The sequence below is a fragment of the Ruminococcus sp. AM31-15AC genome (assembly GCF_003462045.1).
Classification (GTDB): Bacteria; Bacillota; Clostridia; order Oscillospirales; family Ruminococcaceae; genus Hominimerdicola; species Hominimerdicola aceti.
Genome location: NZ_QTYG01000007.1, coordinates 54,057 through 75,437, shown reverse-complemented (window position 1 = coordinate 75,437; position 21,381 = coordinate 54,057). Strand labels below are relative to the sequence as shown.

General features: G+C 41.6%; 26 protein-coding genes and 2 riboswitches. Of the genes, 4 read left to right on the top strand and 22 right to left on the bottom strand.

The window, feature by feature from the left end; genetic code table 11:
- Positions 1–4 precede the first annotated feature (4 nt).
- The 5 genes from DW793_RS03570 to DW793_RS03550 form a co-directional block, all read right to left on the bottom strand.
- Positions 5–442, bottom strand: a complete 438-nt coding sequence (locus DW793_RS03570) for a DUF1934 domain-containing protein (RefSeq protein WP_022286901.1) — start codon at positions 440–442, stop codon at positions 5–7.
- Positions 443–457: 15 nt separating this feature from the next.
- Positions 458–1,267: a glutamate racemase gene (murI, locus tag DW793_RS03565; RefSeq protein WP_022286900.1), complete on the bottom strand. Its 810-nt coding sequence runs from the start codon at positions 1,265–1,267 to the stop codon at positions 458–460.
- Complete coding sequence (locus tag DW793_RS03560) at positions 1,260–2,342, bottom strand: D-alanine--D-alanine ligase family protein (RefSeq protein WP_118157087.1); 1,083 nt, start codon at positions 2,340–2,342, stop codon at positions 1,260–1,262. The genes murI and DW793_RS03560 overlap by 8 nt, the downstream gene beginning before the upstream one ends.
- 127 nt (positions 2,343–2,469) lie before the next feature.
- Positions 2,470–3,243, bottom strand: coding sequence for a phosphoribosylformimino-5-aminoimidazole carboxamide ribotide isomerase (gene hisA, locus DW793_RS03555; protein ID WP_118157086.1), 774 nt, complete (start codon positions 3,241–3,243; stop codon positions 2,470–2,472).
- A gap of 9 nt (positions 3,244–3,252) precedes the next feature.
- Entirely contained in the window at positions 3,253–4,242 is a 990-nt protein-coding gene (locus DW793_RS03550; RefSeq protein WP_181988278.1) for a transglutaminase domain-containing protein, read from the bottom strand.
- Positions 4,243–4,477: 235 nt separating this feature from the next.
- On the opposite strand from DW793_RS03550, the gene DW793_RS03545 reads away from it, so the two are divergent.
- The 3 genes from DW793_RS03545 to DW793_RS03535 are packed head-to-tail and all read left to right on the top strand — an operon-like array spanning position 4,478 to position 8,224.
- Positions 4,478–6,418: an aconitate hydratase gene (locus DW793_RS03545; protein WP_118157094.1), complete on the top strand. Its 1,941-nt coding sequence runs from the start codon at positions 4,478–4,480 to the stop codon at positions 6,416–6,418.
- A gap of 24 nt (positions 6,419–6,442) precedes the next feature.
- On the top strand, positions 6,443–7,000 hold the full coding sequence (locus DW793_RS03540) for a DUF6630 family protein (RefSeq protein ID WP_118157084.1): 558 nt from the start codon (positions 6,443–6,445) through the stop codon (positions 6,998–7,000).
- Between the two features lie 12 nt (positions 7,001–7,012).
- The gene (locus DW793_RS03535; protein WP_118157083.1) at positions 7,013–8,224 is read left to right on the top strand and encodes an NADP-dependent isocitrate dehydrogenase; all 1,212 of its coding nucleotides are present in this window, start codon (positions 7,013–7,015) and stop codon (positions 8,222–8,224) included.
- 53 nt (positions 8,225–8,277) lie between these two features.
- Here DW793_RS03535 and DW793_RS03530 read toward each other — a convergent pair whose 3' ends face one another.
- Together DW793_RS03530 and DW793_RS03525 are read right to left on the bottom strand one after the other, a co-directional pair.
- Positions 8,278–8,844, bottom strand: a complete 567-nt coding sequence (locus DW793_RS03530; RefSeq protein ID WP_117857258.1) for a chromate transporter — start codon at positions 8,842–8,844, stop codon at positions 8,278–8,280.
- Positions 8,841–9,425, bottom strand: a complete 585-nt coding sequence (locus DW793_RS03525) for a chromate transporter (RefSeq protein WP_252969640.1) — start codon at positions 9,423–9,425, stop codon at positions 8,841–8,843. The genes DW793_RS03530 and DW793_RS03525 overlap by 4 nt, the downstream gene beginning before the upstream one ends.
- Positions 9,426–9,591: 166 nt before the next feature.
- Positions 9,592–9,690: riboswitch (SAM riboswitch) on the top strand.
- 87 nt (positions 9,691–9,777) lie between these two features.
- On the opposite strand from DW793_RS03525, the gene metK reads away from it, so the two are divergent.
- Positions 9,778–10,953: a methionine adenosyltransferase gene (gene metK, locus DW793_RS03520; RefSeq protein WP_118157082.1), complete on the top strand. Its 1,176-nt coding sequence runs from the start codon at positions 9,778–9,780 to the stop codon at positions 10,951–10,953.
- A 64-nt stretch (positions 10,954–11,017) separates the two neighbouring features.
- On the opposite strand, the gene DW793_RS03515 is transcribed toward metK, so the two are convergent.
- From DW793_RS03515 to rdgB, 15 genes are all read right to left on the bottom strand, one after another.
- On the bottom strand, positions 11,018–11,641 hold the full coding sequence (locus tag DW793_RS03515) for an ECF transporter S component (protein ID WP_252969639.1): 624 nt from the start codon (positions 11,639–11,641) through the stop codon (positions 11,018–11,020).
- A gap of 97 nt (positions 11,642–11,738) precedes the next feature.
- A riboswitch (FMN riboswitch) is annotated at positions 11,739–11,871 on the bottom strand.
- 29 nt (positions 11,872–11,900) lie between these two features.
- Complete coding sequence (locus DW793_RS03510) at positions 11,901–12,344, bottom strand: CD1247 N-terminal domain-containing protein (protein WP_118157081.1); 444 nt, start codon at positions 12,342–12,344, stop codon at positions 11,901–11,903.
- A 41-nt stretch (positions 12,345–12,385) separates the two neighbouring features.
- Positions 12,386–12,943, bottom strand: coding sequence for an elongation factor P (efp, locus tag DW793_RS03505; RefSeq protein WP_022286889.1), 558 nt, complete (start codon positions 12,941–12,943; stop codon positions 12,386–12,388).
- 139 nt (positions 12,944–13,082) lie between these two features.
- Complete coding sequence (locus tag DW793_RS03500; protein WP_118157080.1) at positions 13,083–14,147, bottom strand: aminopeptidase P family protein; 1,065 nt, start codon at positions 14,145–14,147, stop codon at positions 13,083–13,085.
- Positions 14,140–14,598 carry a type II 3-dehydroquinate dehydratase gene (aroQ, locus tag DW793_RS03495; protein ID WP_118157079.1) on the bottom strand — a complete coding sequence of 153 codons (459 nt, stop codon included), beginning with the start codon at positions 14,596–14,598 and terminating at the stop codon, positions 14,140–14,142. The genes DW793_RS03500 and aroQ overlap by 8 nt, the downstream gene beginning before the upstream one ends.
- A gap of 18 nt (positions 14,599–14,616) precedes the next feature.
- On the bottom strand, positions 14,617–15,471 hold the full coding sequence (locus DW793_RS03490; RefSeq protein ID WP_117927583.1) for a TIM barrel protein: 855 nt from the start codon (positions 15,469–15,471) through the stop codon (positions 14,617–14,619).
- 24 nt (positions 15,472–15,495) lie between these two features.
- The gene (locus tag DW793_RS15085; protein WP_252969638.1) at positions 15,496–15,642 is read right to left on the bottom strand and encodes a hypothetical protein; all 147 of its coding nucleotides are present in this window, start codon (positions 15,640–15,642) and stop codon (positions 15,496–15,498) included.
- Between the two features lie 35 nt (positions 15,643–15,677).
- Complete coding sequence (locus DW793_RS15080) at positions 15,678–15,974, bottom strand: HAD hydrolase family protein (RefSeq protein WP_252969637.1); 297 nt, start codon at positions 15,972–15,974, stop codon at positions 15,678–15,680.
- A 62-nt stretch (positions 15,975–16,036) separates the two neighbouring features.
- Positions 16,037–16,210 carry a 30S ribosomal protein S21 gene (rpsU, locus tag DW793_RS03480; RefSeq protein WP_002847085.1) on the bottom strand — a complete coding sequence of 58 codons (174 nt, stop codon included), beginning with the start codon at positions 16,208–16,210 and terminating at the stop codon, positions 16,037–16,039.
- A 258-nt stretch (positions 16,211–16,468) separates the two neighbouring features.
- Positions 16,469–18,877: a leucine--tRNA ligase gene (leuS, locus tag DW793_RS03475; RefSeq protein ID WP_118157078.1), complete on the bottom strand. Its 2,409-nt coding sequence runs from the start codon at positions 18,875–18,877 to the stop codon at positions 16,469–16,471.
- A gap of 36 nt (positions 18,878–18,913) precedes the next feature.
- A complete protein-coding gene (gene rsfS / locus DW793_RS03470; RefSeq protein WP_117857270.1) occupies positions 18,914–19,291 on the bottom strand; it encodes a ribosome silencing factor in 378 nt (125 codons plus the stop codon).
- Positions 19,292–19,302: 11 nt separating this feature from the next.
- On the bottom strand, positions 19,303–19,881 hold the full coding sequence (gene yqeK / locus DW793_RS03465; RefSeq protein WP_022286882.1) for a bis(5'-nucleosyl)-tetraphosphatase (symmetrical) YqeK: 579 nt from the start codon (positions 19,879–19,881) through the stop codon (positions 19,303–19,305).
- A complete protein-coding gene (gene nadD, locus DW793_RS03460) occupies positions 19,871–20,488 on the bottom strand; it encodes a nicotinate (nicotinamide) nucleotide adenylyltransferase (RefSeq protein ID WP_118157077.1) in 618 nt (205 codons plus the stop codon). The genes yqeK and nadD overlap by 11 nt, the downstream gene beginning before the upstream one ends.
- Positions 20,488–20,784, bottom strand: coding sequence for a YhbY family RNA-binding protein (locus DW793_RS03455; protein WP_022286880.1), 297 nt, complete (start codon positions 20,782–20,784; stop codon positions 20,488–20,490). The genes nadD and DW793_RS03455 overlap by 1 nt, the downstream gene beginning before the upstream one ends.
- An 18-nt stretch (positions 20,785–20,802) precedes the next feature.
- Complete coding sequence (rdgB, locus tag DW793_RS03450) at positions 20,803–21,381, bottom strand: RdgB/HAM1 family non-canonical purine NTP pyrophosphatase (RefSeq protein ID WP_022286879.1); 579 nt, start codon at positions 21,379–21,381, stop codon at positions 20,803–20,805.

Here is a 21,381-nt window from a genome sequence, read left to right as displayed (position 1 = left end):
ATAATTATGCGACAACATTTGCCGCTTTTACTTCTATAGCTATCTCAAAATCACCGATATAGCTTGAATTGACATCTAAAACATAGTGAAAGAAAAGCATTCCACCGTTTTCGTCAAGATCTGATCTTATGGTTTTAGCGGTTATGCCTATCATAAAATCACCGTATGGAGTGCCATAAACGCAATGCTGCTTTTCGCCTATATCAACAACAAGATTCGCTTCAACCGTTCCGGTTCTGTTCATAGTCACCTTGCGGCATCCTTCGGTTTCTAGCGTTGTAACGCTTCCTTCAAATCCTGTTGCCTCAGACTCCTCATACGATATGCGATATCCTTTTTCGGTTGCTTCGTAAAGTCCTGCTGAGATAAGCTCTGTTTCTTCTTTTGTATTACCGTCGCTTTGACGGCTAACAAGTTTTATTGATACTTCCTTGCTGGTCAAATAAAATCCTCCAGTTTACAGCTTTAGGCTGCATTTTGATATTTGTGCATTGATATTGTTTCCGAGAAAACGTTCAACATTCTCAGAAAACAGCTCAACGCTGTCGGTACAGTAAAGCTCAAGGCTCTCACGCTCTTCTCTTTCAGCCGTATCATCGCTGTATGAAAGGGAGTTGAGTGCATATTTCGCAAGCTCTGCACCTGATGAAACAAGTGTTACACCCTCGCCCATTATATCTGAAATTAGTTCAGTGAGGTGTGGATAGTGAGTACAGCCGAGAATAAGCGTATCAACGTCTTCTTTTTTCATTATTTCAAGATACTCCTGTGCGATATACCTTGCAGGCACGCAATCAGGGGCAGTATAGCCATTCTCTACCAGTGGCACGAACATAGGACAAGCCTTGCCGACCACCTTAATGTTAGGGTTAATGCTTCTTATAGCTTTGCCGTAAATGCCGCTCTTTATGGTCGCACTTGTGGCTATAACGCCTATCCTGTTATTCTTTGTAGCAGAGCAGGCGGCCTTTACAGCAGGCTCAACAACTCCGCTTATGGAGATATCTGACTTTATATCCATTGCAGGCAATACAGAAGAAACTGTACCGCAAGCAACGAGTATCATTTTAACGTTATGCTGTTTAAGAAACTCTATATCCTGTCTGGCATAGCTCATTATAGTCTCTCTGCTTTTTGAGCCGTATGGCACTCTTGCCGTGTCGCCAAGATAAACAATATTTTCATTTGGCAGAAGCTTTATAAGCTCTTTCACACAGGTAAGCCCGCCAACTCCTGAGTCGAAAACTCCAATGGCGGCGTTATTCATAATCAACCTCCGCCTTATCAAGTGCCAGCTTGATAAGCTTATCTTCCTGCTGTGCAGGGGTCATTCCCTCGTACTGCATAAGCTGTGGATACATACTTATAGGCGTGTGACCTGGGAGAGTATTTATCTCGTTAAGAATAACAGTGCCGTCTTTCATAAGGAAGAAGTCTACTCTTGAAAGTCCGCTGCAGCCCATTGCTCTGTATGCCTTGACAGCCGTCTTTCTTATTTCTTCAATGCTCTCCTCGCTCATTCTTGCAGGGATAAGCGTTTTGGAAGCGGCATCATTATATTTTGCGTCAAAATCGTAAAACTCGTCATTTGCGGAGCATACTTCACCAACAGTTGAAGCAAAAGGCTCGTCATTGCCCATTACCGCACACTCGCACTCCATGCCAACTATAGTTTCTTCTACAATGACCTTGCTGTCATGAGCAAATGCAAGCTTTATGGCAGCTTTAAGTTCATCTCTGTTTTTAGCTTTTGAAACGCCCACAGAAGAACCGCAGTTTGCAGGCTTGGCAAACATTGGATAGCCAAGCTTGCTTTCCATTTCGTCACACTTCTCATCAAGATGTGAAAGCTCTGAGGTTATAATGCCTACCCACTTTGCTGTCTTTATGCCGTTTGCGTCAAGAACAGTGTGTGTAAGTCCCTTATCCATGCAGTTTGCAGAGGATATGCAGTCACAGCCTACAAATGGTATCTCAGCAAGCTGAAAAAGCCCCTGAATAGTGCCGTCTTCACCATTCTTTCCGTGAAGGACTGGGAAAATAACGTCAACTTTTACATTCTGATATTCGCTGTTTTCTCCAAGAGCGATAAAGCCCTTGTGAAGAGGGTCAGGACTGAGAACGCATGGAACATTATCAGGGTGCTGTTCCCATTTGTTTGACGCAATATCGTCAACATCTCCTATATATTTCATCCAGTGACCTTTTTTTGTTATTCCGATACAAATAACATCATATTTGTCCTTTGGTATACTCTTTATAACGTGAGTTGCAGAAACAACAGATACGTCGTGCTCGTTTGATTTTCCGCCGAAAATAACGGCAACTCGGATCTTAGACATAAAAATTCGTCCTTTCTGAATTAGTATCATAATATTATAACATATTTAGACTTAAATTGCAAATCTTTTTTGTGCCAAAATATGCAGAAAACAGCTATAAATATTGTGTCTATTGCATAAGGCAGGACTATTTGCCGTAGACAGCGACTTTTTCAAAGCTCATATTGCCGCCGAATATATCCAGTGCTGAGCCTATGGTGAAATCTATCTTTCCCCTGCCGAGTTCTTTTAGCGTATCGAGGTCGTCAAATGATGAAATTCCTCCGGCATAGGTCGATGGAATGGTGCAGTATTTTCCCATTATCTTTGCTATCTGCGGCTCAATGCCCTTTGCTTTGCCCTCTGTGTCAACGGCATGGATAAGAAATTCATCGCAGTATTCTGAGAACATTTCAAGTGTCTGGCTGTTCATTTCGATGTCAGTGAATTTCTGCCAGCGGTCTGTCACCACATAATACTTTCCGTCCCTTTTGCGGCAGGAAAGGTCAAGAACAAGTCTGCTTTTGCCAACGGACTTCACCAGTCTGTTCAGATTATCGAAATTAACAACACCGTTTTTAAAAACAAAACTCGTCACGATAACATGGCTTGCGCCCTTGTCAAGAAATTGTGTGGCGTTTTCGTCATTTATTCCGCCGCCTATCTGCAATCCGTCCTCAAATGCGGATAATGCACTGTAGGCTTGTTCGAGGTCTGCGTTGTAAAATTCGCTGCCGACAGGGTTTAATATAATAATATGTCCCCCCGTCAGTCCGTATGACTTATAAAGTTTGCCATAATAAGCTCCGTCATATTCTGAAACGAAGTTATCCACAGCATAATTATTTTTGTCAGAAAGGCTTCCGCCCACTATCTGTTTTACATTACCGTTATGGATATCTATGCAAGGTCTGAATTTCATTGCTCTCTCCTATCTGAATTTTCTCATGTATATCACCAAAACTATATCATTTCCGTTTTGGACGCGTTGACAGTATACTTGATGATCTGTATGCTTTTCGCAGAAGCTGTCAAAAACTTTGCTAAGCCCTTTGATGTTTCTCTCATTGAAGTTCGTGTCTATCTGGTCAGTTTCACTGAATTGGAAATCGCTCATATCTGACGTTACCGCCACGCTGTCCTGCATATTATCCAAAGCCTTTTCCATAAGGCTCTCTATCTCATTTACTGAGTTTATATGCGTAACTGTCTGCGTAATATAGCTGAACTTTATACTATCTGTATCAGGAAGCTCTGTATCGTCCCAGACGTGTTTTGTTTTCATGTATTCTTTTGAGACGTTAAAATACTTGTGCCTTACTGGTCTATCCGTAAAGTCAGGGATAGGGTCGTCCCAGCAGACGTCAACATAATACCAGCTTTCTCCTATTTGAACTATGTTCCATGAATGATCGTCGCCCTCAAAATCTGTGGCGTATATGGTCTTGCAGGGTATTTCCAGCATATCCATAAAAAGCTGAAACGTTGTGGAATAACCTGAGCATATTGCTTTTCCGTTTATAAGACAGCCATATGGATTATCAGAGTTTGGCAAGCCAATACCAAGCGCATTGAGATGTGCTTCGTCATAGCTTGCACAGCCAACTATATAATCATGTACCGCAAGCTCTTTTTCGTAATCGTTCATGTCAAGGGTAATAAGTTTTTCAATGGCTGAAACGGCTTTGTTGTATATTTCAAGCTGTTTATCATCAAGATTTGCTGTATTGCCTGAGAGATAAGCCTGAGATATAGGCGTGCTGTCATAGTATTTATCATTGTCGCTTTCGCTGTCAGCACTTGATGATGTAGTCACGGCAGAGGAATTATCCACAACTGTTGTGGGCTTTTGTGACTCTGTACAGCCTGTAAGACATAGTATCACTGCTGATAATAATATCAAAACAGTTTTTGCTTTCATGCTTTTCACCGCCTTGTTTTCTCTGATAACACAACTATTATATAATATACGCTTTGCCGTGTCAAGTAAGGATATCGTAAGAAGTGAAAATTTATACAGTAAATTGACGTATACCATGCAAAAATATGCACTAAAACGCTATAAAATCAAGCAAATGTTTATATTTACCTTGACAAAAATCGCAATTTGTTATAAAATATTAATATCAGTTATTTTTGAAAGGATTGTTGTTACAATGGGACTTACTTTAACAGAAAAAATACTTAAAGCACATCTTGTTGACGGCGAATTTGTTAAGGGTCAGGAGATCGGTATCCGTATCGACCAGACGCTTACTCAGGACGCAACAGGTACAATGGCTTATCTTGAATATGAGGCAATGGGCGTTCCTCGTGTCAGAACGGAAAAGTCTGTAGCTTATATCGACCACAACACGCTTCAGTCAGGCTTTGAGAATGCCGACGACCACAGATTTATCGGTTCTGTCTGCAAGAAGCACGGCATTTATTTTTCACGTCCCGGAAACGGTATCTGTCATCAGGTACATCTTGAGCGTTTCGGCATACCAGGTAAGACCCTTATAGGCTCTGACAGCCACACTCCAACAGGCGGTGGTATCGGAATGATCGCTATAGGTGCAGGTGGACTTGATGTTGCAGTTGCAATGGGTGGTGGTGCTTATTACATCACATATCCTAAAATAGTAAAGGTAAATCTCACAGGCAAGCTTTCTCCATGGGTATCAGCTAAGGACGTTATCCTTGAAGTTCTCAGAAGAATGTCTGTAAAGGGCGGCGTAGGCAAAGTTATAGAATACTGCGGCGAGGGCGTAAAGACACTTACAGTCCCTGAGAGAGCAACTATCACAAATATGGGTGCTGAGCTTGGTGCAACTACATCTATCTTCCCTTCTGACGAAACAACACTTGCATTTCTGAAGGCTCAGGACAGAGCTGACGTATGGAGCGAGCTAAAGGCTGATGATGACGCTATTTATGACGAACAGATAGATATCGATCTTTCACAGCTCGTACCACTGGCTGCCTGTCCTCATTCTCCTGACAACGTTAAGAGCGTAAATGAGATCGGAAAGCTTAAGATAGACCAGGTTTGTATCGGCTCATGCACAAACTCTTCTTATGTTGACATGATGAAAGTAGCTCACATTCTTAAGGGCAAGACAGTTGACCCTAGCGTTTCACTTGCAATCGCTCCAGGCTCAAAGCAGGTACTTAACATGATCGCTGAGAACGGCGCACTTGCTGATATGATAGCAGCAGGCGCAAGAATACTTGAATCCGCTTGCGGCCCATGTATCGGTATGGGTCAGTCACCTAACTCAAAGGGTGTTTCACTTAGAACATTCAACAGAAACTTCGAGGGACGTTCAGGCACAAAGGATGGTCAGATCTATCTGGTATCACCTGAAATGGCTGCTGTTTCAGCTCTCACAGGCTACCTCACTGACCCAAGAACACTTGGAGATATGCCTGAGTTCAAGCTTCCTGAACATTTCAAGATAAACGACAATATGGTTGTTCCGCCAGCTGACGAGGCTGATATGGACAGCGTTGAGGTTCTTAGAGGACCAAATATCAAGCCTTTCCCACAGACTTCACCGCTTGATGACAGCATTGATTGTCAGGTATCACTTAAGGTGGGCGACAATATCACAACCGACCACATCATGCCTGCCGGTGCGAAGATACTTCCACTGCGTTCAAATATCCCTGCTATTTCACAGCACTGCTTTACAGTATGTGATGAGGACTTCCCAAGACGTGCAAAGAACATGGGCAAGTCAATAATCGTTGGCGGCTCAAACTACGGTCAGGGCTCATCAAGAGAACACGCTGCACTTGCTCCTCTCTATCTTGGCATAAAGGCTGTTCTCGTTAAGAGCTTTGCAAGAATACACAGAGCTAATCTTATCAACGCAGGTATCCTTCCGCTCACATTTGTAAATGAAGCTGACTATGACAAGATAAATCAGGGCGATGAGATTGTTCTTGCTGATGTTCGTGCAGATGTTGAGGCTGATATGTCTAAGCTTACTGTTGTGAATAAGACAACAGGCGTTGAGATACCAGTTCTCTGCGAGCTTACAGGCAGAACAAAGGATATTATCCTTGCAGGTGGTCTGCTTGACTACACAAGAGAACAGCTCTCAAAATAATAAAGTCTGATATGGAGGTTTCCTATGGGGATTTTCTCGAAAATTTTTGGCACAAAGGACAGCACTCCGGCAATGAAGGACTATTCTTTTATTACCGATATTGCCGCTTTTATTACGGACAATGACAGCGAAGTTGTTTCAATGCTTCGTGAATGTGCAAATGACCCTTGGGCTTATGCTGAGAAAAACGCTTCAAGATATTTGCAAAGAGGCGTAGTTGTTTCTGACAGGGAAGCAAATGATATTTACGATATCTGCTGGATAGGTATGATAGACGAACTTGAAGAAAACGGCTATCTCTTCCCTTGCGACTATTCAGAGGAGGTCGAGAATATTCTCTGGGGACTTTCACAGCTTAAAAACTACGGCTTGATCGAAAGCTATACAGACGACTTTAAGGCTGATGACGATGATGACGCTGAGGAGTTTGTACATAAGCTAAACAGCAATCTCAAAGGTGCTTGCATATGTATGATAGATATTGACAGCGACAGCTATGAGCTTATTATTGCAAGTCTTGACGTTTACAAAAAGATATCTGCGATAGCTAAAAACAACGGATATTCCATTATTACTTTATAGGAGGTCTTACCAATGGCAAAAATTCAGATGAAAACACCGCTCGTTGAAATGGACGGCGACGAAATGACCAGAATTATCTGGCAGGATATAAAGGATATTCTTCTTACTCCATATATTGACCTTAAAACAGAATATTATGATCTTGGTCTTGTTCACAGAAATGAGACCGACGATCAGGTAACTGTTGACTCTGCAAACGCTACAAAGAAATACGGCGTTGCTGTTAAGTGCGCAACTATCACACCTAACGCTGCGAGAATGCCTGAATACAACCTCAAGGAAATGTGGAAATCCCCTAACGGCACTATCAGGGCTATTCTTGACGGAACTGTTTTCAGAACTCCTATCCTTGTTAAGGGTATCACTCCATACATTCCTACATGGACAAAGCCTATCACTATCGCTCGTCACGCATACGGCGACGTTTATAAGAACGTTGAAATGAAGTGCCCTGCTGGTTCAACGGCAGAGCTTGTTTGCACTGACAAGGACGGCAAGGAAACTAGAGAAACAATTTACAACTTTGAGTGCGACGGAATCATTCAGGGTCAGCATAACAAGTCGACCTCCATTGCATCATTTGCAAGAGCTTGCTTTAACTTTGCACTTGATAAGAAGCAGGATGTTTGGTTTGCTACAAAGGATACAATTTCAAAGAAGTATGACCACACATTCAAGGATATCTTCCAGGAGATATACGACAACGAGTACAAGGCTAAGTTTGAAGCGGCTGGTATCGAGTATTTCTATACTCTTATCGACGATGCTGTTGCAAGAGTTATTCGTTCAAACGGCGGTTATATCTGGGCCTGCAAGAACTATGACGGTGACGTAATGTCTGACATGGTAGCTACAGCATATGGCTCACTGGCTATGATGACTTCTGTTCTTGTTTCACCTGACGGAATCTATGAATATGAAGCTGCACATGGCACTGTTCAGAGACACTATTACAAGCACCTCAAGGGCGAAGAAACTTCTACAAACTCTGTTGCCACACTGTTCGCATGGACAGGCGCTCTGAGAAAAAGAGGCGAACTCGATAACCTGGCTGAACTTATGAACTTTGCTGATTGTCTTGAAAAGGCAACTATTGAAACTATCGAAGACGGTGTTATGACAGGTGACCTTTATCTGCTTTCTACACTTGAAAATAAGAAGAAAGTAAATACAGTGGACTTCCTTAAGGCTGTTGACGAGAGACTTAAAAAGCTCCTGGGTTAATTTTCATATCACGAATATTAAAAGCTGTAGCACTTTGCGGTGTTACAGCTTTTTTAGTAGAATATTATGCCGAGAAAGGCGGAGCTTACAATTATTGCAATCGGTGAGAGCTTGAATTTCTTCAGTTTCAAAAGAAGCACATCTGCCAAGGCTATGAGCAGGAATATTATCAACGCTTTATAGTCAAAAGCAGGCTTTGAATTTATGGTGGTGATATTTAGCAGTGAAGATAAAGCCATTGTAATGCCAGTGGCGAGTATCATTGCAACAACGCAAGGACGAATACCTGAAAGCATTGCTTTTACCCCTGAGTATTTAAGCAAATCCTTCATGATCGAAGCTATGATGAATATTATCACGAACGAAGGCAAAACAACGCCAAGGGTGGCTATCAATCCGCCTATGAAGCCTGCCTGCGATGAGCCAACAAAGGTCGCCATATTCACTGCAAGTGGTCCAGGGGTGGACTCAGATACGGCAATAAAGTTCACAAATTCGTCCTCACTGAGCCAGCCAAAGGTAAGAACTTTTTCACGGATAATGGATATCATTCCATATCCACCGCCGAATGACACTGCGCCTATTTCAAGAAAAATGAGAAAAAGTTTGAGATATATCATTTTATTGTACTTCCCTTTCTGAGGGTTTTAATCAGATACACGGCAATGCCCACAGCACCACTTATGATAATATAAAATACTGATGAAAACTTCACAGAAAAAAGTGTGAAAAGTATCATCATTATGAAAACTCCAAGCATTATAATTTTGTCAAGCAATGTGTTATCAAGTGCTTTCAACATTCTTAGTCCTGCAGTAAGTATGAGATATATTACGCCTACCTGAATGCCACGGAATCCAGCGTAGACTACTTTTAAAGACAAAAATTTGTCAAAGAAAAGTGATATTATGTAGATTATAAAAAACGACGGTATGCACACACCGACAGTTGCCGCAATAGCACCCAGCACACCGCCTATTTTGTAGCCAATATATGTAGCACTGTTTACAGCAGTTGGTCCGGGGGTGGACTCTGATATAGCTGTCATATCGAGAAATTCTTTTTTATCAAGCCATTTTTTGCGCACACAAAATTCTGTTTCAAGCAAGGCTATCATTGCATATCCTCCGCCAAAGGTAAAAACGCCTATCTTAAGAAAGGTCAGAAACAATGTTTTTATATTTGAATTGTCATTTTTCAAAAAAACTCACCTCTTTTTATATTATAACGAACTTGTCCTAGTAAGTCAATGCTTTTATTAGCATTTGCTGATTTATTACGAAACATTAAAATAATCTATAATTATGTGTAAAACAGTTGACAATAGTCGATATATGGTGTATAATATACTTTGTTAAAATTAAATAGCCTTATCAAGAGTGGTGGAGGAAACAGGTCCTGTGAAGCCCAGCAACCTAGCGTTAGTTAAGGTGCTAAATCCTGCGGTTATTTCCGAAAGATGAGGAAATTGAGTAATTTCAAGCGTTTCGGAATGAAGCGCTTTTTTTGTGGCTGTTTTTAGATTAACAAATATTCAGAAAAGAGGTATTTTTATGTCAAAGTATTTATTTACATCTGAGTCGGTTACTGAGGGACATCCTGACAAAATATGCGATCAGATCTCTGACGCTATACTTGACGCTCTGCTGGAGCAGGATCCTATGTCAAGAGTTGCCTGCGAAACGGTCACTACAACAGGTGTAGTAATGTGCATGGGCGAGATAACAACAAAGGCTATAATCGACATACCACAGATCGTTAGAGATACAGTTGTCGGTATAGGCTACGACAGAGCCAAGTATGGTTTTGACGGACACACCTGTTCAGTTCTCACAACTATAGACAAGCAGTCGCCTGATATTGCTATGGGCGTTGACAATGCTCTTGAGGGAAGAGCAGAAAACGCATTCGATACAGGTGCAGGCGATCAGGGTATCATGTTCGGTTTCGCTTGCGACGAAACACCTGAACTTATGCCAATGCCTATATCACTTGCTCACAAGCTTGCTCTTAAACTTACAGAAGTTAGAAAGAACGGCACTTTGCCATATCTCAGACCGGACGGAAAAACTCAGGTAACAGTTGAATATGATGATGGCAAGCCAACAAGAGTTGACGCTGTTGTAGTTTCTTCACAGCATGATGACGCTGTAACACTGGAGCAGATAAGAGAAGATATTATCGAGAACGTTATAAAGACAGTTATCCCTGCTGAACTTCTTGATGAGAACACTACTTATTTTGTAAACCCAACAGGAAGATTTGTAGTCGGCGGTCCTCAGGGCGACAGTGGTCTGACAGGAAGAAAGATAATCGTTGACACATACGGTGGATATGCTCGTCATGGTGGTGGTGCTTTCTCTGGAAAAGATCCGACAAAGGTTGACAGAAGCGCAACATATGCTGCAAGATACGTTGCAAAGAATATCGTTGCAGCAGGTCTTGCCAAGAAGTGCGAGGTTGAGCTTGCGTATGCTATCGGTGTTGCTCACCCTGTTTCAATCATGGTCGACACATACGGCACAGGAAAGGTTTCTGATGAAAAGATAGAGGCAGCTGTAGAAAAGGTATTTGACCTTCGTCCTGCTGCAATAATCAAGAGCCTTGACCTTAGAAAGCCACAGTACAAGCAGCTTGCAGCTTATGGTCATATGGGACGTGAGGATCTTGATGTAGCTTGGGAAAAGACAGACAAGATCAATGATCTTCTTGAAGCAGTTAAATCATAAATATCAAAGCCTTGACAGGAATGTGCCTGTCAAGGCTTTTTTTGTGTTCAGCATTAATTTTGTTTTAGTCTTTGCCTTTAAGAATAGGCGACAAAGGCTTATAAATAAGAATTGTGACCAATGCACAAATAATACCCTTCACAAAAGTAAAAGGCAGATTGAAAATACACAGTGCAGAGAAAATATTCTTTACGCTACCCATTATCTGCTGGTACATACCGAGTATAGCAGCTTCTCCGCCGAATGCTTTAAAGTATATAGGATAAACGATAAAATAATTCAACGGCAAGCTTATTACTGTGAAAACCAAAGTGCCAATGATACAGCTTATGATAGCATTCTTTCTGGTTTTTTTCTTGTGGTATATAACAGAAGCCGTCAGCACAAAAGCTACGCTTGTTACAAAGTCGAAGATGTTGCCGATACCCATTGTTGTGCCTAGTCCCTTTATAATCAACTGGATAACGTTCTTGATAAGGCAAACGATCACACCTGCAATAGGTCCCATTGAGAAACCTGCCAGCAGGGATATAACATTTGAAAGGTCAAGCTTGATAAATCCTGGCATAAGTGGCACAGGAAAATCAAGGTAATATATTACAGTAGCTATGGCGCTGAGCATTGCCACCGTTACCATTTTTCTTGTTGTAAAAGTTTTATTTCTTGGCATAGTGTTATCACTTGTCATTTTAATTCCTCCAAATAATAAAATTATCGGGAGAAACAGCAGCAAAAGCAAAAGCACCCTGAAAATAAAATCAGGGTGCAATTTATGCGTTATTGATCTGTCGTTTCTTCCATCCGGACTTTACCGTCGGTTTCGGATTTTCACCGAATCAGCGCATTTCTGCGGTCGAGGACTTACGAATACTATTCGATCACCTCCGGTGTGGAATTTCACCACCCCTGAAACACATTATTAAATTTTGCTGAACACTTTTATGAGATTAATCCTCGTTGTCCTCGTCCTCAATCTCTGAGAAATCAAACTCAAGGCTCTCTCCACAGTTTGGACATTCAATAGAACCATCAGCGATAATGTTCTCGCCAAGCATTATTGTGTCACCACAGTTAGGGCACACACACTCGTACATAGCGTCATCATCATCGTCATCATCGTCATCATCACAACAACAATCATCGTCACAACAACAATCGTCGTCATCATCATCACCGTAAATTAGATCTTCTATCTCGCCGAGATCCTCGTCAAGAGTATCTACAAGCTCAACTGTTTCGTCAACTTCTTCGGCAATATCTTCAACTGTAGCAGACATCTCATCAAGAATATCAGCCATAATTGTCAATATCTTTCCCTCGTTTGTGGAATCGTCAATCTTTAGACCTTCCATAAGTCCCTTTAAATATGCAACCTTCTTTGACAGCTCCATAACATTCCCTCCGCTTCTAAAAAAACCGTAAAGGTTAAAACTTATGCTCTTTCCATGTACTCACATGTACGAGTATCGATTCTTATTCTGTCGCCTGTGTTGATGAACAGAGGAACTCTGATCTCAGCACCAGTTTCAACAGTTGCAGGCTTTGTAGCATTTGTAGCTGTATCGCCCTTGATACCAGGCTCTGTCTCTGTTACTTCAAGATCAACAAAGTATGGAGGCTCTACGCCGAATACTGTACCCTTGTAAGAAAGGATCTTACATACCATGTTTTCCTTTACGAACTTAAAGTTATCTGAAAGCTCAGCCTTGTTTACTGGAACAAGCTCATAGCTCTCTGGATCCATGAAATAATAAAGATCGCCGTCATTGTAAGAATACTCCATATCCTTTCTCTCAACATATGCTGTTGGGAATTTAGCTGTTGGATTGTATGTCTTTTCAACAACAGAACCTGAAATTACATTTCTAACCTTTGCTCTGACGAACGCTGCACCCTTACCAGGTTTAACGTGCTGAAACTCAACGATCTGCATTACGTTGCCGTCCTCTTCAAAAGTCACGCCGTTTCTGAAATCACCAGCAGTTACCATTATTTAGTACCTCCATAAACATTCTTAATTAATGTGTACACAGTTCAAAATGTCCGCATACCTCTATATTTATTTTACCATATTTATTTGTTTATTGCAATAGCTTTTGAAAACTTTTTTACCCAAAAATCAAAAAAAGTTACAAGCAAACAAGCTCTTTAGGTGCTTTTGTCATATTGATACAGCCGTTTTCTGTAACAACAACAAAATCTTCTATTCTCACACCAAACTTGCCCTCAAGATAAATACCTGGCTCTACTGTTACGATCGAATTTTCAGGCAATATATCTTCCCTGCTAGGCGAAGCATAAGGGCTTTCATGTATCTCAACTCCCACGCCATGTCCGAGAGAATGGCCGAAATTATCTCCATAGCCTGCTTCAGTTATGATATCCCTTGCTATTTTGTCAAGTGCTTTTCCTGGCATACCTGCCTTTACTGCGTCAAGAGCTGAAAGCTGTGCAGTAAGAACAGTTTCGTATACAGACTTCATCTTGTCACTAGGTTTGCCTACGCATACAGTTCTAGTCATATCGCTGTGCCAGCCATCATAAGTTGCTCCGAAATCCATAAGCACGAACTCACCGCTCTCAACTTTTTTGTCAGATGGTACACCATGTGGAAGCGAAGTATTAGAGCCTGAAAGTGCAATAGTGTCAAAAGACAGAGCTTCAGCACCATTTTTAAGCATATAATAGTCAAGCTCAAGCTGAATTTCTTTTTCAGTTCTGCCGACCCTGATAAAGTCAAGCATATGTGCAAAACCCTTTTCAGCGATACGCTGTGCTTTGATTATCTTGTCTATCTGCTCTTGGGATTTAACTGTTCTGATCTCTCTTATTATTTCCGCAAGCTTTGTGTCTGCGATGACCTCAGCATTAAGTTTTTGCTGATATGCGATAAGCTCGGAAAGTGTGCAGGTATCGGCATTAACAGAAACTGTTTTTGCACCATGCTTTTCAATAAGGCTGTTTATCTGCTCATAGAGCTTGTCCTGTAAAATGACCTCGCAAGCTGTGACAGTTTTCTTTGCCTTTTCAATATATCTGAAATCTATGATAAAATACGCTTTTTCAGGAAAAACCACTAGTGTTCCTGCACTTGATTTCATTGCGGTGAAATATCTTCTGTTCACATCGTCAGTGATAACAGCACAATCTGCCGCTTCTGTTATTCGTGAACAAAGTTTTTCAAGATCAGTCATTGTCTGCACCGCTTTCATTTTTCCATTTGTAATACAAAGCGTCAACAGCCATGTAGTATGAATACTTTCCGAACCCGCTTATCTGACCCACGCATACAGGCGCGATAACAGAAGTGTGTCTGAAATCGTCACGGGAGTGTATATTGCTCAGATGTACCTCAACGACAGGAATCTTTATTGCGGCGATGGCGTCTCTGATAGCATAGCTATAGTGTGTATAAGCGCCAGCGTTAAGTATAACGCCGTCATAATTTTTTCTGGCAAGGTGAAGCTTGTCGATTATTTCACCCTCATGGTTTGACTGATAAACGTCGCAGTGAAACTCATATTTCATTGCATGCTCGATTATCTCGTTGTTTATGCTCTCGAATGTATCTGTACCATAAACTCCAGGCTCACGCTCGCCCAGAAGATTAAGGTTAGGACCATGTATAACAAGTATTTTTTTCATATCAATACTCTCCTATCTTTATTTCACCGACAAATAATAATTCTTCATTGTCAGTGCGTCTTTGTCCTGAGTGCCTGCACTTTCACAGACGAATATAGGCGAAAGATCTTTCTTTGCGACTATCTCCATAAGCGGCTCATAGTCAGGTCCAAAGCCTTGATTATCGTCAAAAGTCAGGTGCTTTTTCTCGCCGCCTGGATTTGTAAACATTATCTTAGAAAAATGGCTGTGGAATATTTTCAGCCTGTCGTGACCGATAGCATTTTCCACTTCATCAAGCATTTTCTCATACTCTGCCTTACCTTTTATATAGCCGAACTCCCTTGCGTTGAGATGTCCGAAATCTATTGTCGGCAGGAACGTATCATCAAGCTTGCAAAGCTCCAGCACTTCTGTTAAGTTACCAAGCTGATTTACCTTACCCATAGTTTCAGGGCAAAAAACGATATGTTCAAAGCCCTGCTCAACGGCTGCTTTTCTAGCCCTTGTGAGAGTATCTTTAGCAAGTTCCAAAGCGTCCTCTCTGCTTATTTTCGCACAGCTTCCTGAATGGATAACTATTCTATCAGCACCCATTCTGCTTGCAGCGTCACAGGATTGCAGAATATAATTTATGCTGTTGTCACGCTTTTCAGCTTCAAGGCTTGAAAGCGAAATAAAATACGGTGCATGGAGCGAAAGCGTGACATTATGCTCTTTAGCCTTATCTTTCAAGGCAAAAGCTATTTTATCGGAGACCTTAACTCCCCTGCCACACTGATATTCATAGTGGTCAAGCCCCATTGCTTCGAGATATCCCGGAGCTTGAAGTGTTGTTTTATATTTAATGGAAAAAGCCTCGCTGTTTCCCGCAGGTCCAAATTTTGCCGACATTAGTATCATTCCTTTCGTTTTATGCTATTTGAGCTTTGGTAAAAACGGCTTTTCACAGGCTCTTTTAAATCGAAATGGCAAGCTCTTTTCAGGCTCTATTGGGAACACGAATATGGAGCGTATACCTTTCAGATTTGATCCAAGCACGTCAGTGAATATCTGATCACCCACAGCCGCAACATTTTTCTTATTAAGCCCCAGCTTAGCTATAGCTTGGTATATCCAAAGGTCAGCGGTTTTTTGCCTTCAGGTACAAAGTCAAGCTCCAACTGCTCTGCAAAAGGCTTTACCCTTGGAGCATGATTGTTTGAAACGATCATAAGCTTTATCCCTGCCGCTTTCATCTTAGCAAGCCAATCAAGACTCGACTGCGGGGGAATGGGATTGTTATGTGTTGTCAGCGTATTATCAAGATCGAGGAGCAGCCCCTTGATATGCTTTTTAGCAAGAAAATCGGGGGTTATCTCTCCTACCTTGTCAAAAACATAAGTTGGTTTGAACATAAAAAAACTCCTGTAGTATAAAATAAAAAGCGGACATAAAAATGCCCGCCTTTAATTACATATTAGTATTTACGCTTACGAGCAGCTTCGGACTTCTTCTTACGCTTTACCGAAGGCTTTTCGTAGTGTTCTCTTTTACGAACCTCTGCGATAACGCCGTCTCTTGCACATGATCTCTTGAAACGCTTAAGTGCTGTATCCAAAGTTTCGTTCTTTCCAACACGGATTTCTGCCAAAATTATTCCCTCCCTTTGCCACCTGTGACAGAGGCAATTCTATCGGAATTTCCGAAAATCAACGGTGATAGTGAAGGTGTCTGCAAAAGCAAACTGAAACGCTTTACGTTCCCCCAGTCCTACTCTTTCGGACCGCTCTGTCTTTAATCTGCGGAATTTATAAAACCGATATAATTACAAATTTAATTATACTATATTTCCACCAAAAAGTCAATAGCTTTCTGGCTCTTTTTTTGATTTTTCTGAGGAAATTTTCGCTTACTTTACAACCAGATTTACAAGCTTGTTAGGAACATAGATTTCCTTGACTATATTTTTGCCTTCCGTTGCCTTAACGATAGCTTCGTCAGCCTTAGCAAGTGCGATAACGTCGTCCTTAGCTGCGTCTGTAGGTATTGTGAGCTTGGATTTTACCTTGCCGTTTATCTGACAAACGATCTCGATAGTATCGTCCTTGCAGAGTGCTTCATCATATGTTACCCACTCCTGCTCGTCAAGAACTCCCTCGCAACCGATCATCTGATAAAGTTCTTCTGTAACATGAGGTGCAAAAGGATTGAGTATGATAAGAAGATCTCTGAATTCTTTCTTTGTGATAGAGCCAACATTATATATCTCATTAAGAAGCGTCATCATTGCGGCAATAGCAGTATTGAACTTCATTGACTCGATATCATCGGATACCTTCTTGATAGTCTTGTGCATGAGCGATCTCAGCTTGTCGCTGTACTCGTCGCTGTCAACTACCTTATCCTGCAAAGCCCAAATTCTGTCCACAAATCTCTTACAGCCCTTAACACTGCTCTCGCTCCATGGAGCTGCCTTTTCATAGTCGCCCATGAACAGAACATAAAGTCTGAGAACATCTGCACCGTATTCGTCAACAACATCGTTAGGGTCAACAACGTTTCCTCTTGACTTACTCATCTTCTCACCGTCAGGTCCAAGGATAAGACCCTGAGCTGTTCTTTTTGCATAAGGCTCTGAAGTTGGTACAAGACCGAGGTCATAGAGAAACTTATGCCAGAAACGTGAATAGATCATATGACGTGTAACGTGCTCCATACCACCGTTATACCAATCAACAGGCATCCAATATTTCAGTGCTTCCTGTGAAGCAAACTCATCATTGTTGTTAGGATCGCAATAACGCAGGAAGTACCATGAAGAACCAGCCCACTGTGGCATTGTATCTGTTTCTCTCTTTGCGTCACAGCCACACTTAGGGCACTTGCAGTGTACGAAAGAGTCTATCTTAGCAAGTGGGCTTTCGCCGTCTGTACCAGGCTCAAAGTTCTCTACCGGTGGCAATTTAAGTGGAAGCTCATCATATGGCACAGCGACCATTCCGCAGCGAGGGCAATGTACTATCGGGATAGGCTCGCCCCAATATCTCTGACGATTGAAAGCCCAGTCTTTCATCTTATACTGAACGCCCTTTTCACCGCAGCCCAGTTTTTCAAGAACAGTAAGCATCTTTTCAATAGCTTCTTTTTTGTTTGTTATGCCGTTAAGCTCACCTGAGTTGACCATTTCGCCGTCGCCTGTGTAGGCTTCCTTAGAAATGTCGCCGCCCTTGATGACTTCGATTATGTCAATGCCGAACTTCTTTGCAAAATCATAGTCCCTTGTATCGTGAGCAGGCACAGCCATGATAGCGCCTGTGCCGTATCCCATCATAACATAGTCTGAGATGTAGATAGGTATCTCTTTGCCTGTGATAGGATTGATAGCTGTCAGACCGTCTATCTTAACGCCTGTTTTATCCTTAACGAGCTGAGTTCTCTCAAATTCGCTCTTTTTTGCACACTCTGTCTTATAAGCGTCAAGGTCAGCAATGTTTGCAATACTATTTCTGTATTTCTGGATGATAGGATGTTCAGGAGCGATTACCATAAATGTAACGCCGTAAAGTGTGTCAGGACGTGTAGTGTAGATCTTGAGCTGCTCGTCCTGCTCTTTGATCTTGAAGTTTACAAATGCACCTGTTGATTTTCCTATCCAATTCTGCTGCTGGAGTTTGATGTTAGGCAGATAGTCAACTTCTTCAAGTCCCTGAAGAAGCTTGTCAGCGTATTCTGTGATCCTCAGATACCATACTTCTTTAGTTTTCTGAACTATCTCGCTGTGGCAAACATCGCAGTGACCGCCCTGTGAGTCCTCATTTGAAAGAACGACCTTACAGCTTGGGCAATAATTTACGAGGGTCTTATCTCTGAATACAAGACCATTCTCAAACATTTTAAGGAATATCCACTGTGTCCACTTATAGTAGTTTTCATCGGTCGTATCAATAACTCTTGACCAATCGAATGAAAAACCTACTCTTTTGAGCTGCCCCGTGAACTTCTTAATGTTGTCGTCAGTTACCTTTCTTGGGTGAACACCTGTTTTGATAGCTGTGTTCTCTGTAGGCAGACCGTAAGCGTCAAAGCCTATAGGGAAAAGAACATTATAGCCCTGCATACGTCTTTTACGGCTTACAACTTCTAGACCAGAATAAGCCTTGATGTGTCCAACGTGCATACCGTGACCTGACGGATAAGGAAACTCTACAAGTCCGTAAAATTTCTTCTTAGAAAAGTCATTGCTTGCCTCAAAGGTCTTATGCTCGTCCCAGTATTTCTGCCATTTGCTTTCTATGGCCGAAAAATTGTATTCTTTCATCTTTATCAATCCTTTGTTAAATTATAATTGTCAAAATTAATCCTGTGGCTCGTCTGGTAAGAACTGCTTTACGTCGATATCCTTGCCGTCAGACCATAGTCTTTCAAGATTGTAATGATCTCTTGTTTCCTTATAGAAAACATGAACTATGATATCACCGTAATCAAGTACGACCCAAGTTGCACCCTGATAGCCCTCTGTTCTGTTAGGTTCAATGCCAAGCTGGCTCATTTTGAACTCAACTTCCTCCGCAAGGGCCTTTGTCTGAGTGCTTGAAGTACCATTTGCTATAACAAAATAATCCGCAACTATAGTCAGGTCACCGATCTCTATTATCCTAATGTCCTCTGCTCTTTTTGAATCAAGAGCTTTAACAATAGTTGACAGCTTTTCATTCTGTGAAATATTATCCATAAAAATCTCCTTTATTTTGAATTATCGGCAAAATCATTATATGCTTCAAGTGTGGAAACGGGGATAGTATTACCCTTTTCCACTGAGTCTTTTATTGAGAATTTCAAAGCCTCAAACATTGCTTTCTCCAAGCTTTGTTCGGCATACTTTCTCATTTTCTTTACATCTTTATAATCCCTGTCCGCAGAAATAAGGTCTGCAAGATATACTATCTGGCTAAGCTTGGGCATATTGCCACAGGCAACTGTATGATAGCGTATAGCTGAGATTATCTCAGGATCATGAATATCAAAAAGCGTCTGCACAAGCTCTGCCCCTGCAATACCGTGAAAAAGCGGAACTGCCTTTTTCTCTATATCACACACATCAAGTGAAGATTTAGAAACTATGGCCGCAAGCTCCAATGCTGGTATCTCTTTTGCAACATCATGCAAAAGTCCTGCAATATAAGCCTTGTCTGCGTCAGCACCATATCTTTTTGCAAGCTCCACAGCGGAATTTGCCACGTTCATAGAGTGTGTATATCTCTTTTTTGATAAATGTTCTTTTAGGTATGCTTTATAAATGCCTATTGTTTTTTTATCTGCCACTTAGAAAACCTCGGTTATACAAATTTTTGTCCACTATATATTGTACAACATTTTCACTCAAATAGCAAGAGCAATCAACATTTTTTTTGAGCATTTGACGTATCTCAGTTGAAGACACCTCAAATGGGTCAGTTTTTACTATGATTATCTCTCCACCCTCGGCTTTGAGCTGTTTGGCTTTCACCTCTATGTGGTCAATGTCCTCATGCGAGCGTGCAACGCAGATAAGTGCCGAAAGTGATAATATCTCCTTATACTGGTACCATTTTTCAAATGAAAGCAACATATCGCTGCCCATTATAAAAAACAGCTTATCATGTGGATATATCTCTTTTAGATGTCTGAGTGTTATCACTGAATAGCTTTTGCCCTCTTGCTTAAGTTCCCAATCGGATATTTCCACACATGGGATATCTGCAAAAGCAAGTCTGCACATATTCAACCTATCCTCAGAGGAAGCTAAGTCCTCCGCTTGCTTATGTGGAGGTATTCTGTCAGGCATGACAATCATCTTGTCAAGACCCGCCTGCTCAGCTACGCTTTTAAGGCAATTTAAATGCCCTAAGTGAACAGGATTGAACGTGCCGCCGAAAACACCTATTTTCATTACTTTGACTTTAATTTTATAACAGGCTGCTTCTCATTGCGTTTATAAAGTACCGCCTTTGAGCCTATTACCTGAACGACTTCAGCAGATATCTTTTCAGCGATCTCCTCTGCGGCTTCCCTTGCGGTGTACATTGAGTTGTCAAGCACCTTTATTTTTACAAGCTCGTGAACTCTCAGATAATCGTCTATCTGTGCCACCTGAGCGTCATTAACTCCGCCCTTGCCTATCTGAAAAGCAGGCTGTATAAGCGAAGCCATACCTTTGAGTTCTGCTCTTTGTTTAGTTGTAATCATAATCTAAATCCTTTCAGTTTACTGCTTTGTGAGCTGTTCAAGCAAAGCTTTCAGTGCGTTTGCTCTATGGGAAACGGTATTCTTTGTTTCTGAGTCCACCTGAGCAAAGCTCTTGTTCCCATACATGAAAATAGGGTCATAGCCGAAGCCGTTTTCGCCAACAGGCTCGTGAGCTATCTTACCGAATACTTTTCCCTCAACGGCTATCTCTTCACCGTCTGCTTTGATAAAGTGTATTGTACAGGTAAAGTGTGCTCCCCTTTTATCATCAGGTATTTCTTTCATTTTTTTAAGCACAAGAGCGGTACGCTCATCATCAGTTTCGAGTCCGCCATATCTTGCTGAATATACTCCAGGCTCACCATCCAGGGCGTCTATCTCAAGACCGCTGTCGTCTGCAAGTACAGCACAACCGCAAAGCTTGAATGCAGCTCTTGCTTTTAGTGCAGAGTTTTCAGCAAAAGTAGTGCCTGTTTCCTCAACATCAAGTATCAGACCTGCCTCTGATTGCGAGAACACCTCATAACCAAGCGGCTCAAGAATCTGTTTATATTCTCTTATCTTGCCTTTATTGTTGCTTGCAATAACAAGTTTCAT

Bases quoted from the DNA above. Each gene is read 5' to 3' on its own strand.
- murI (WP_022286900.1), bottom strand. From the start codon at position 1,267: ATGAATAACGCCGCCATTGGAGTTTTCGACTCAGGAGTTGGCGGGCTT.
- DW793_RS03560 (WP_118157087.1), bottom strand. From the start codon at position 2,342: ATGTCTAAGATCCGAGTTGCCGTTATTTTCGGCGGAAAATCAAACGAG.
- hisA (WP_118157086.1), bottom strand. From the start codon at position 3,243: ATGAAATTCAGACCTTGCATAGATATCCATAACGGTAATGTAAAACAG.
- DW793_RS03550 (WP_181988278.1), bottom strand. From the start codon at position 4,242: ATGAAAGCAAAAACTGTTTTGATATTATTATCAGCAGTGATACTATGT.
- DW793_RS03545 (WP_118157094.1), top strand. From the start codon at position 4,478: ATGGGACTTACTTTAACAGAAAAAATACTTAAAGCACATCTTGTTGAC.
- DW793_RS03540 (WP_118157084.1), top strand. From the start codon at position 6,443: ATGGGGATTTTCTCGAAAATTTTTGGCACAAAGGACAGCACTCCGGCA.
- DW793_RS03535 (WP_118157083.1), top strand. From the start codon at position 7,013: ATGGCAAAAATTCAGATGAAAACACCGCTCGTTGAAATGGACGGCGAC.
- DW793_RS03530 (WP_117857258.1), bottom strand. From the start codon at position 8,844: ATGATATATCTCAAACTTTTTCTCATTTTTCTTGAAATAGGCGCAGTG.
- metK (WP_118157082.1), top strand. From the start codon at position 9,778: ATGTCAAAGTATTTATTTACATCTGAGTCGGTTACTGAGGGACATCCT.
- DW793_RS03515 (WP_252969639.1), bottom strand. From the start codon at position 11,641: ATGACAAGTGATAACACTATGCCAAGAAATAAAACTTTTACAACAAGA.
- DW793_RS03510 (WP_118157081.1), bottom strand. From the start codon at position 12,344: ATGGAGCTGTCAAAGAAGGTTGCATATTTAAAGGGACTTATGGAAGGT.
- efp (WP_022286889.1), bottom strand. From the start codon at position 12,943: ATGGTAACTGCTGGTGATTTCAGAAACGGCGTGACTTTTGAAGAGGAC.
- DW793_RS03500 (WP_118157080.1), bottom strand. From the start codon at position 14,147: ATGACTGATCTTGAAAAACTTTGTTCACGAATAACAGAAGCGGCAGAT.
- aroQ (WP_118157079.1), bottom strand. From the start codon at position 14,598: ATGAAAAAAATACTTGTTATACATGGTCCTAACCTTAATCTTCTGGGC.
- DW793_RS03490 (WP_117927583.1), bottom strand. From the start codon at position 15,471: ATGTCGGCAAAATTTGGACCTGCGGGAAACAGCGAGGCTTTTTCCATT.
- DW793_RS15080 (WP_252969637.1), bottom strand. From the start codon at position 15,974: ATGTTCAAACCAACTTATGTTTTTGACAAGGTAGGAGAGATAACCCCC.
- leuS (WP_118157078.1), bottom strand. From the start codon at position 18,877: ATGAAAGAATACAATTTTTCGGCCATAGAAAGCAAATGGCAGAAATAC.
- rsfS (WP_117857270.1), bottom strand. From the start codon at position 19,291: ATGGATAATATTTCACAGAATGAAAAGCTGTCAACTATTGTTAAAGCT.
- nadD (WP_118157077.1), bottom strand. From the start codon at position 20,488: ATGAAAATAGGTGTTTTCGGCGGCACGTTCAATCCTGTTCACTTAGGG.
- DW793_RS03455 (WP_022286880.1), bottom strand. From the start codon at position 20,784: ATGATTACAACTAAACAAAGAGCAGAACTCAAAGGTATGGCTTCGCTT.
- rdgB (WP_022286879.1), bottom strand. From the start codon at position 21,381: ATGAAACTTGTTATTGCAAGCAACAATAAAGGCAAGATAAGAGAATAT.